General features: G+C 51.2%; 8 protein-coding genes. 3 read left to right on the top strand and 5 right to left on the bottom strand.

The window, feature by feature from the left end:
• The 5 genes from KF749_18280 to KF749_18260 form a co-directional block, all read right to left on the bottom strand.
• Positions 1–983 (bottom strand): hypothetical protein (locus tag KF749_18280; GenBank protein ID MBX2993104.1); only part of this gene is annotated, 983 nt, incomplete at its 3' end.
• A complete protein-coding gene (locus KF749_18275) occupies positions 984–1,991 on the bottom strand; it encodes a glycosyltransferase (GenBank protein MBX2993103.1) in 1,008 nt (335 codons plus the stop codon). It abuts the gene before it with no gap.
• 29 nt (positions 1,992–2,020) lie between these two features.
• Positions 2,021–3,589, bottom strand: a complete 1,569-nt coding sequence (locus KF749_18270) for a hypothetical protein (protein ID MBX2993102.1) — start codon at positions 3,587–3,589, stop codon at positions 2,021–2,023.
• Positions 3,586–4,986, bottom strand: a complete 1,401-nt coding sequence (locus tag KF749_18265; GenBank protein MBX2993101.1) for an oligosaccharide flippase family protein — start codon at positions 4,984–4,986, stop codon at positions 3,586–3,588. The genes KF749_18270 and KF749_18265 overlap by 4 nt, the downstream gene beginning before the upstream one ends.
• The gene (locus KF749_18260) at positions 4,983–5,960 is read right to left on the bottom strand and encodes a glycosyltransferase family 4 protein (protein ID MBX2993100.1); all 978 of its coding nucleotides are present in this window, start codon (positions 5,958–5,960) and stop codon (positions 4,983–4,985) included. The genes KF749_18265 and KF749_18260 overlap by 4 nt, the downstream gene beginning before the upstream one ends.
• Before the next feature lie 273 nt (positions 5,961–6,233).
• On the opposite strand from KF749_18260, the gene KF749_18255 reads away from it, so the two are divergent.
• From KF749_18255 to polA, 3 genes are all read left to right on the top strand, one after another.
• Positions 6,234–6,824, top strand: a complete 591-nt coding sequence (locus KF749_18255; GenBank protein MBX2993099.1) for a hypothetical protein — start codon at positions 6,234–6,236, stop codon at positions 6,822–6,824.
• A 110-nt stretch (positions 6,825–6,934) separates the two neighbouring features.
• The gene (locus KF749_18250) at positions 6,935–8,164 is read left to right on the top strand and encodes an MFS transporter (GenBank protein MBX2993098.1); all 1,230 of its coding nucleotides are present in this window, start codon (positions 6,935–6,937) and stop codon (positions 8,162–8,164) included.
• A 132-nt stretch (positions 8,165–8,296) separates the two neighbouring features.
• Positions 8,297–11,101 (top strand): DNA polymerase I (polA, locus tag KF749_18245; GenBank protein MBX2993097.1); only part of this gene is annotated, 2,805 nt, incomplete at its 3' end.

Here is an 11,101-nt window from a genome sequence, read left to right as displayed (position 1 = left end):
TACGAACGACCCTGCCGCCGTTCGTACAGGAAGAAAGCCGTCACAGCCACAACAATGAGCGGTGAAATGACAAGCATCGGGCTTTCCGCTGCCGGAAGGAATGCGTCGGTATGATAGACGGGAGAAAGTTCTTGCGGAAAAATCAGGTTCTTCAGATAGAAAACCGTCGCCGTGAACGGAAATGAGAATAGCTGCAAAGAAGTTTTTTCTCGCGCCGCAAATTCCGTTGCAAGGTCCGGAGCTGCGAGCTTTGCCATAATGCCGGTGCCGACAGCCAGCAGCACCATGGGAGAGATTTCCTTCACTGACCGTGAGAACCCCGGCCTGAACAGCGTCAAGTCAAAAAGTATGAACACAGCCGGAAGCATCATCGCGGTGGTTTTTGAGCCGAGCGACAACACATAGAGTGCAAGAAGGAGGGGATATCTTCCGAGAACGCGCGACGGATTTTCTCTTCGCGTGAAATACACGATCGACGTCAACAGCATGAAGAATGTACACAGCAGATCTTTCCTGTCGGAAATCCATGCAACACTTTCCGCACGCAACGGGTGAAGAGCAAACAGAAGCGCGGCGATAACCGATCCCGAAATGACGGAAGACGTCATCGTCACAGCAGGCTGTCCGGCGTCCGATCCCCTTCGCTTGAACGCATCGATCAGGTGAAGCGCGAGCCAGAAAACGAGGGCAGCGTTCACGCTATGCAAAAGAACGTTCGTCAAGTGATGGCCCGATGGATTAAAATCCCAGAGAATAACGTCATTGGCATGAGAAACAAACGTGACCGGAGTCCACGAACGGAAGTACGGATTGGCGAAGAAATGGAGAACGCTTTGAAGCGTTACTGGTTTGAAATGCGGATTCTGATACACATAGATGTTGTCATCCCAATTTACGAACGGATAGTGAAGCGTCGGAGCAAACACCACGAACGACAGTACACCTACCAGCAACCCGACAAGCAACAGAGCTCGTTTTGCCATTCAATCGTTCCCTGAGATCTGCCTGTAAGCGGCAGCGGTTTTTCTCGCAACGTGCTGCCAGAGAAATCCGGCACGAATATGTTCCCGCAAGCCATCGTTCTTTTTCACCTGAAGCGCTTTGATAACGCCCGCTCGTATGGATTCAACTGAATGCGGATCAACATACTCCGCCATCTTGCCGAAATATTCTTCCGTGCCGCCGTGGGGAGTGATGACAATTTTCGCTCCGGCAAGTCCTGCCTCCAATGCAGCAATGCCGGGCGTTTCAAATAGCGAGGGGAGAACGAACGTATCTGCCGCCGCGTATGCGGAGGCAAGCATCTCGGAATTATTATCGAGTCCGTCGATCATCAGAACCTGTTTGTGCTTCTTCGCCTCGGCAACGCACGCATCGCCGTACTGCCCGGATATGATCCGGCCAATGATGACAGATGGATGATCGATTTGGCCGAGCGCCTTGATCAGCGAGAGAACATTTTTCCGTGTATGGCCGATATGCCCGACATTGAGAATGACATTCTCCAACCCGTATGTTTTCTTGAACAATGAAGGCTCTGCATGATAGAACCGCTCGTCGACTCCGTTCGGAATGACGGTGATTTTTGATTGCGGGATGCCGAGACTGCGGGAGATGAGTTCACCTTCCGCTTTCGAATTCGGAAGAACTGCTCGCGACCAGTTGCAGATCTCCGCTGTGAATCCTGCATCCGTCCAAATGGATTTTGTGAGATGCTGCGCAACGCGAGTTGCACGCAGAAACGAGTTGATGATTGCCGGGGATTGTACTCTGAAGAAAATCGGAGAGACAACCATCGGTATGCCTAACACGTGAATTTCGTGCGCAAGATGATACGTGCCGACATTCGCCGCAAAGATGTGGAACACATCGCAATCGTCCTTCTTGAAATGAGCCCATGGATCGAACAAACGCATATCAACTCCGAATTCACCGATATGCTGCATCGTTTTTCGAAGCTGGGTATTCGGGCCGCCGTGTAGAATTGACACAGCCTGATAGCTCGCAACATGCACACGCATCAGCGACCATCCCCCTTTCTCGTAAATCGTTGTGCAAGTCCTGAGAAGACTTCGCCAACCAAGCCGCGTGGATCGAACTCGCGGATCCGGCGAATATCCGTCGGTGCCGAGGCTCGGTGCCGCTGCGGATTCCATTCAAGCCGTGCCAACTCAACGAGCAGCGAAGGTTGAACAAGAACTTCGGCCCCGTCAGGCCGGATGATTCTGATCCACACCGAATCGTCAACAGATGAATGTGGCTGCATCGCCAGTCGGGAGCCTTCGAAATTGAATGAGGAAATATACTTCAACCGTTTCCGCCACCACCGGGCAAATTCGAGCATCGTCATATTGTCGATTTCCTTCTCTTCAAGATACCGGAAGATGAACCGCACAACATCCGGATAGTGATGTGTGGGATGATGATAGAAAAACAGCGGCTCGTCTCTCAGCAATTTCTCGTCAATGACCCGTTTGAAATACTCTTTCATCTGTTGGCTCGTGTAGCCGACTTTGCGCAGGCTGCCGATGCAAATCGGATGAACGGGAATTTGCGGCGTGAGAAACGTATATCCATCCACCGAGGGATAGAATGGAAGCGTATCATAGGCATACGAAAACTCCGATGAGTACTCGAAGACAGCTTTGTCGATTGCCTGCGCCAATCCGGTATTCCAGATTCCGAACGGAGCCGCAAACCCGGGCGAGCTGATTCCTGCAAGTTCCAACTTGCGCTTCGCCTTCGAGATGTTCTTCAAATTCTCTTCGTACGAATCATAGGTACGATGTTCGTAGCAGTGAACGCCGGTCTCCTGTCCGGCAAGGAATGCAAAATGGTGAAGCCATTCCTCATGACTCTTCACATCCAAAAACCACGTCATGGAACAATCATGCTCGACGGCAAGATGGTAGAGTTCATCCACCTCTTTCTTCGAACCCTTGTCGCTGTCGATTCTGAACGCGGAAACATTCATCTTCCCGTCAGGAAAATACCACACGTGAACATACGGCAGATTGCGCACATGGTGCAAATAACGGAGAGCATAGTGCAGCACGTGTCGGAGTTCTCCCTTGCCTACGGCAGAGACTCGTTCAGATGGCAAACGATCCCGGATGGCATAAAAATTCTTTACAACAGCCCGTCGATCTTCCATCATCCCTGCAATATCAAACGGCAGAATGACTGCGTATCCGCCGCCGAGTTCTCCTGCGTAAGCGGCAAATTCGTTGTGTTGGGTCCGAAGACAATTTGCCTCGCGGGGAATTTCGCCGGAAACTGCAAGATCAAGAAGATGAATATCGGAGAAGATCCCCGTCACGTCGGAGGTCAGGAAATCAATTCGGGCCGTCCTGCTTGACGTTTTGCATACTCCGGCAAGATGCCCGGCAAAACCCAATACTGCTCCTCCTGAAGAAAGATAGGTCTCGACCGACTTACGCTCCGAGTGCTGAAGAACACGATTTACAACCAGAACGGAGCAATCCGGATCGCCGCCGTTCAACTCGACTCTGCGGGACGCTACTCCCTCCTGAAGCAACATCTGTTCCCACATCAGCGAAGGCGAAATCAACCCGACGTTCAGCGTCATACAAATCTCTCCCGCAGAAATTGAATTTCCTTCAGCGCAACACCGCGAGTCAGAATAACAACTGCGGCAAAAACAAGAATCGACGCGCCGGACTGCACGAGGATTGGTTGCTCTGCAAAAAGAAAAGCGATGGCAACCATGAGCACAGCGGCAATGAGGGGGCTGACAAACACCCTAAACAAGGGAATATTCACAATCCTTCTTGTTTGACGAATCATGAAAATGACGGTGCAGAGTTCACCCGCAACAATTCCCACGGCGACACCGGTCGAGCCAAAGAAGATAGCGCCCGCAACTATTCCCGTTACCAGAATGGCAGAACCGGCATTCAGAGCTGAAGTGTATTCTTTTTCCTTGCCCGCTCCAACTAACGAACAAACAAATACAGAGTTGAGAAGTGTGAGAAAGAAATATCCCAGCAGAATGCGAAGAAGGGGAACAGCATCCGCATACCCCTTGCCGAATACAGCCGGAGTGATCGTCGGAGCCGAAAGGATTCCCAGTACTGTCAGAGGGAGAACGACTATGAGGACTACTTTTGTCACGACTGTCAAAAAGAAAGGGACGTGATCCTTTCTGGAAACAAAGTGCCGCGTAACGGCCGGAAGTAAGAGCGCATTCACCATTCTATCCAACATCAACAACACAAATACGATTTTCAACGCGGCACTGAACAAGCCAGCTTCCGCGGTGGAAGCAAACCAGCCAAGAACGATCGGCGGCAGATTGATGGCGCTTTGAGCGAGCAACATCGCGAGCCCGACGGGCACACTGGAACGCAGAATGGATTTCCATTCATCGGGCTGCCAAACGAAGGATAATTTTCCGAATTGCTTGTATCCGAAAAAGAGAAGTACTGAGGCGGTCAGATTTCCCGCCGCAAATCCTACCGGTACCCAGACGATGTCGGCGGCGGAGTGAACATTCAACAGAACTACAACGCCGTACACAAGGTACATTGCAAGTCTCGCAACGCTCAGAAGCCCGAACTGTTCTTTGCCTTGGAAGAACCAGTCGAGAAAAAGAGACAACGGAATCACGCTGACGCAGAACAGAACAACACTCTCGCGCATCTCACTGCTTGAGATTGTGAGGAATGACGCAAGAGTTACGAGTACGAGGAGACTTCCTGCAAGAACCAACCGGAGCGAGAGAATGGAGTTGACGCGCTGTTCGTTCGCCCCGGAAACTGCCGCGGCATTGCGCGCTTCAAGCAGTTGCAGGCCCGGACTCCCCAACAACATCAGATACCCAAGTACGGCAAGGCCTATGTTGATAATGCCGAATGCCGAAGGGGCGAGCACGCGCGCAAGATATGCAGTAATCAAAAAGCCCAATAAGCGGCTTCCAACATCCCCGGCAAGAAGAGAAAACAGATTTGATAACGGCCTCTTCACTTGCTCAATTCCTTCACAATGCGGACAAGCGCCTCTTCCCTTCTCTGCAACGGAAATGTTTCAGCAATGTACTTGCGCGCAGCCTGACCGACACTTCGCGGGGCATCCAATGCGTGCTGAATTGCATTCGCCAACGCATCAGGATCGCCATAGGGGACAAGAAATCCGATGTCTCGAATTGCCGTTGGTATGCCCCCGACATTTGAGCCGACGGGAACACATTCACACAACATCGCTTCGCAGACACTGTTGGGCAAACCTTCGACAATGGAAGGTTGGCAATAAACTTTTGCCCGTTGGTAGAATTTCAGAAGGTCCTTCCTCTCGACAAACGGAACGAACTCAACATTACCAGGAGCTGACGTGCGCATCTTTTCCATCAGATGAATCCCGACACCGACGATTGAAAACCTGATATGCGGCAATTTGCCCGCCGCCGAAAGCAAGCAATCGATTCCCTTCACTCTCGCCCGCGATTCACTTTCGACTTTTGCCACGGTCAGGACGCACGTCTCCTTCTCTCCCAACGGAAGCCATTCTTCTATGTTGTATCCCGTCGGTACGTACTCGATGTTTCTTCCATCATATGCCGCAAGTCTCATCGCCTCTTTGTGCAGGTACGGATCCACGGCTAGAATCTTGTCCGAGTTGCGGATTGCATAGCGGACGAATTGTGCTTTCCACTTCGAACGCCAAATGCCGTAGTCGATTTCGGGATAGTCGGCAACGTCTGCACCGCCAATCACGACGACGGCCTTCTTCCCGAACAGCCGGCTAAAAAGTACAATAACCCCGGAGTATGCTGATGCAAACCACGTGAAGGTGACAGTACATGACGCTGCCCGGAGAGGAATTTTTAGCGCGCCAAGAAAACCGGAAGTAAAGAGATGGTCGACCTCAAAATGTCTTTCCAAAAGCATCAGGTCTTCCCTGATGAAGGAGGCGTCCAAGGCCGATGTAAACAGGATTTTCAATCAATCCTCACCAACGGAGAGAAAGCCCTGGTCTCCGGGCGAGGATGGAAATGAGCGGAAATGCAAAGAATTTTCAAGCTTCTTGAGATGTACTTTCGTGTCGAGAAATGAGAGTCAGCTCCTGCAAAACATTCTCGCAAAAAAGATACGCCAATCCACACTGATGTGCAAGAAAGCGGTCTCCCCGCCGATGAACACTACAGTGTGTCATTGCTTTGCAACTGCCTGACCCATTTGGTATATTCTTCTGAACATTGAAATGACGAAAACGCGATGAAAAGGATTCCCAAAACGGCGATACCAGTTCTCTTGTCAATAATGCTGTTGCTCGGTTCGACAATCGTATCGGGATGTCTTACTGTTGAAACAAAAGAATATCATGTCAAACTCAAGAACGGCACTTCGGGTGAAGCGACAATCAGGTTCATCAATATCATCTCGGAAAGTGATGACACAACGGACATAACGAATGACGACTTCCAGCAATTGATCGACATGTACGTCAAAGGAAACAAATTCGAGAAAGACAATCCCGGCTACCGCAACCTGAAGAAGAAGTTGTACGAAGAGAACGGCGTCCTTGTCGGCGAGGTAACGTTCTCGTTCGACAGTCTTTCAGCCGTTCGCATCTTCAAGTTCGACAAAGACAGCCCGTACATGTTCTACGCCTCGAATCCGCTTTCTTCCGAAACACTTATTGAAACAAACGGCATGCAGCCGGAAGTATGGATGCCTGTTGTTTTTTGGAAGAAGGATGCGCGTGAATTTTTTGTCAAGACTCGTGTTTCGTCGGAGGCGCGGTTCCGCGCCAGCCTGCTGAAGAACTTCGTCGAGTGGCAAACCGCGCAGTCAAAGAAGAAATGACGGAAACAACACCTTCCGAACCTCCCAAAAAGCCTGACCACAACGCCACGCACGCGCTGAATCATTGTTCGGTATTGTCGTGTGTGCGTCATCTCCTTTTGCCGGACTGAATGGAACTCTGGCGTAAAAACCTCTACGTTCTCTGGGCAACACAATTCGTTGCTATGGTTGGAATGAACCTCGTTGTCCCCTTCCTCCCTTTTTATCTTCGGCAACTCGGCGTATCGGATGAAACAGAAGTTGTTCGCTGGAGCGGACTCGTGTTTGCGGGCCCGTTTGTTTCGTCGTTCTTCTTCACCCCGTTTTGGGGCAACATGGGAGACAAGTACGGCCGAAAGCCGATGGTCGTGCGTGCGTTGTTCGGGCTTGCGCTCTCTCAAGTGTTAATCGGTTTCTCGCAGAATGTGATGCAAGTGTTTCTCTTTCGAATTCTCCAAGGGGCCATCAGCGGGTTCATTGCCGCATCACTTGCACTCGTTTCTACAAGCACGCCGAAGAATCGCGTTGGATACGCCATGGGCATGCTGCAGTCTGCATCTGCGGGCGGGGTTGTGCTTGGCCCGTTCTTTGGCGGCGTGCTTGCGGATTTGATCGGATACAGAGAGATTTTTTTTGTGACGGCGGCGTTCTGCACACTGGGAGGATTTGCCGTGGTTTACGGGGTGGAGGAAATTCGAGACGCAGATACAAGCAGTCGACAATTCTCCGTCATCGAAAATTACAAGCTGATGTTCTCAAATACACAGCTTCGGCTTGTTGCGCTATGCCTTGTCGTCGGACAAATTTCGGTGCTGATGGTTGAGCCGATCTTTGCCCTCTTTGTCGAGAGTTTCAGAAAAGACTCGGCGTATATTGCAACGCTTGCAGGAAGCATCTTCGCCATCACAGGATTCTTCTCAACCATTTCTGCTCCTTGGTGGGGCAAGCGGAATGATCGGAAAGGCTACAAGACGGGATTGTTCATCGGCATGAGTTTGACGGGACTCGCATACATCGGCCACAATCTGGTAACGAGTCTGCTTCAGCTTGCAGTTCTTCGTGCGATTCTCGGGATCGGGCGCGGCGGAGTTTTGCCCGCACTCTACTCACTCGCCAACCTGCATGCACCCCCCGAGCGCAAAGGGGGCATCATCGCCATCGCCAGCAGCATGACGATTCTCGGAAACATGCTCGGGCCTGTTCTCGGCGGAATTGTGGCGGCACACACGGGTATTCGCGAAATGTTCCTGGTTAACAGCGTGTTGGCTCTGGCGGTTGCGTTTGTAATTTGGAGGTATATGCAATCGCCCAAGGAAGAATCGGGCGAACCGAATAAGCTCGGCAACGAACCCGCGGTGTAACGAATCAAAGAAGCAAACTTCCCTTTTTGTATATTGGCCTAAGAAATTCCCTGCAACGGCTTTCTGTCTGGACCTCAATCAACCTACGCGGGCGAGTCGGGCTTTCACATTGAAGGGTAACTTCCCAACACGATGAACTCTAAAGAATCCAAAAACTCTGCAATCTCGCAGCCCGAACGGCTCTTCCTGTTAGACGGCATGGCGCTCGCCTACCGCGCGTACTTCGCATTCATCCAACGTCCCCTCATCAACAGCAAGGGGATGAATACCAGCGCGATCTACGGCTTCACAACCACGCTGATGAAGCTCCTCGAAGACGAAAAGCCCGAACATATCGCCGTTGTGTTTGACACCAAAGAGCCGACGTTCCGGCATGAGATGTTCAAGGAATACAAGGCAACGCGGGAGAAAATGCCGGAGGATATGTCAAGCCAGTTGGGATTGCTGAAAGATGTTGTGCGGGCGTTCAAGGTACCCGTCATCGAGCAGCCGGGCTACGAAGCGGACGATGTGATCGGCACTCTTGCAAAGCGTGCCGAGAAAGAGAAAGTCGTTACGTACATGGTTACCGGCGACAAGGATTTCATGCAACTGATCAGCCCGTACATCAAAATTCTCAGACCCGGCAAGGGAGGCGACGAGCCGGAGGTCGTTGATGAAAAAGACGTACTGGAAAAATTCGGGGTCGCGCCGGAAAAGGTCATAGACGTGTTGGGCCTCATCGGCGACAAGTCCGACAACGTTCCGGGCGTGCCCGGTATCGGGGAGAAAACCGCAATCCCGCTCGTCCAACAATATGGCGGTATTGAAGGCTTGTACGAGAAGGTCGAAACTATTCCGCAGAGGGGTGTTCGGGAGAAACTTATCAAGAACAAAGAACTGGCGTTTCTATCGAAAAAACTCGTCACCATTCACACCGACGTTCCTGTTCCAATCAACTTTCATGAATTGAAAGCCAACTCACCCGACACATCCGCTTTGGCAAAACTGTTTGGTGAATTGGAATTTCGCTCGCTTGCGAACAAGTTCGCGAGTATTGTCACCACGGCGATTGAAAAGAATGCAAGACAAGCAGCTTCAGAAAAGGAAACGACACAGCCCGCGGCACAACGGTCAGTAACCGACATCAACTCCGACAAGCACAACTATCGGTGCGTTCAAACAATGAAGGAGTTTGATGAACTCTGTGCAAGGCTCCGCAATGCCGCATCGATCGTCTTCGATACAGAAACCACCTCCAACGATGCGTTGCAGGCGGATTTGGTCGGACTTGCTTTCGCGGTAAAAGAGCGGGAGGCGTTTTATGTTCCGGTGAGTTCAGAAGTCGGAGATCAGAGGTCAGAGGTCAGAGACCTCTTCTCACAGCCCGAACCTGAATCAGACAAACCGACGCGAATAAGCGCGGGGCTGCCCTTAGGTTCCGTTCTGGAGAAACTCAAACCCATTCTTGCGAATCCATCTATCAAAAAAGTCGGGCAGAACATCAAGTACGATATGCTGGTCATGAAATCGTACGGAATCGAAGTTGCCGGCGTTGCGTTCGACACGATGGTTGCAAGCTACATCTTGCGGGCGGACGGCCAACACAGCCTCGACGCAATGGCAATGGAACATTTGACCTACAGGATGATTGCGTTTGAGGATCTCGTCGGAAAGGGACGAAGTCTCAAACATATCACCGAAGTGCCGCTCGACGCCATCACGAACTACTCCGCAGAAGACGCGGATATGACATTGCGAATTTCCAATATTCAAAAGGCCAAACTCCAACAGCTTGAACAACTGAAACTTTGCGAGGAAGTGGATTTTCCGTTGATTCCTGTTCTTGCGAGGATGGAGGCTGAGGGCATCGCGCTCGACGTTCCGTATCTCGCTGAAATGTCGAAAGATCTTGAACGACAGATCAACAACCTGATCAGAGATATCTATACCGACGCAGGGGGGCAGTTCAACATCAACTCGACGCAGCAGTTGGGGGATATACTCTTCAACAAACTGAAGCTTCCGACAATTCGAAAAACAAAAACCGGATTCTCGACCGACGTGAATGTACTCGAGGCTCTCCGGGGTCAACATCCGATAATCGAAAAGATGCTGAACTATCGCCAGCTCACGAAACTGAAGTCGACGTATGTTGATGCTCTCCCTTCTCTCATCAATCCGAAAACCGGCAGATTGCACACATCATTCAATCAAACAGTTGCGTTGACGGGAAGACTCTCCAGCGCCGATCCGAATCTCCAGAATATTCCCATCCGCACAGAGGCGGGACGGGCAATTCGAAAGGCGTTCGTTCCGGGAAAGAAGAGTAACCTCATCTTGTCCGCCGACTACTCGCAAATTGAGCTGAGGGTCATGGCACACATTTCGGGGGATGAGGGATTGCTGGAGGCATTCCGCAACAAAGAAGATATTCACGCTTCAACATCGGCCAAAGTATTCGGCGTGAAGCCCGATGACGTCACGAGAGACATGCGTCGCAAAGCCAAAGAAGTGAACTTCGGCATCATGTACGGCATCGGGCCGTTCGGGCTTGCGAACAGATTGGAGATAAGTCAAAGCGAGGCGAAGGAGATTATCCAACGCTACTTCGACCGCTTCCCGAAAGTGAAGCAGTACATCAACGATACCATTGATGCGGCACGACGCAAGGGGTATGTCAGCACGCTGTTAGGCCGGCGTCGTTATCTTCCTGACGTCAACAGCCGCAACTTCACCATCCGCTCGAACGCCGAACGCCAGGCGATCAACATGCCCATTCAAGGCAGCTCGGCTGATATGATCAAGATAGCGATGATACGGATAGATGAAGCACTTCGGAAGTCGGAAGTGAGAAGCACGATGTTGCTGCAAGTGCATGATGAACTGGTTTTTGAAGTGCCGGAAGGAGAGGTTAAGATGATGAAGAAGCTCGTTGTTGACAGAATGGAGAATGCA

Source organism: Bacteroidota bacterium (assembly GCA_019637975.1).
Classification (GTDB): domain Bacteria; phylum Bacteroidota; class Ignavibacteria; order UBA10030; family UBA6906; genus CAADGV01.
Note: the sequence above shows the minus strand (reverse complement) of the source record. Positions and strands in the feature narration are given on the sequence as shown.

What these genes read in the sequence shown, in the direction of transcription:
- KF749_18270 (MBX2993102.1), bottom strand. Translation starts at nt 3,589, where the DNA reads ATGACGCTGAACGTCGGGTTGATTTCGCCTTCGCTGATGTGGGAACAG.
- KF749_18255 (MBX2993099.1), top strand. Translation starts at nt 6,234, where the DNA reads ATGAAAAGGATTCCCAAAACGGCGATACCAGTTCTCTTGTCAATAATG.
- KF749_18250 (MBX2993098.1), top strand. Translation starts at nt 6,935, where the DNA reads ATGGAACTCTGGCGTAAAAACCTCTACGTTCTCTGGGCAACACAATTC.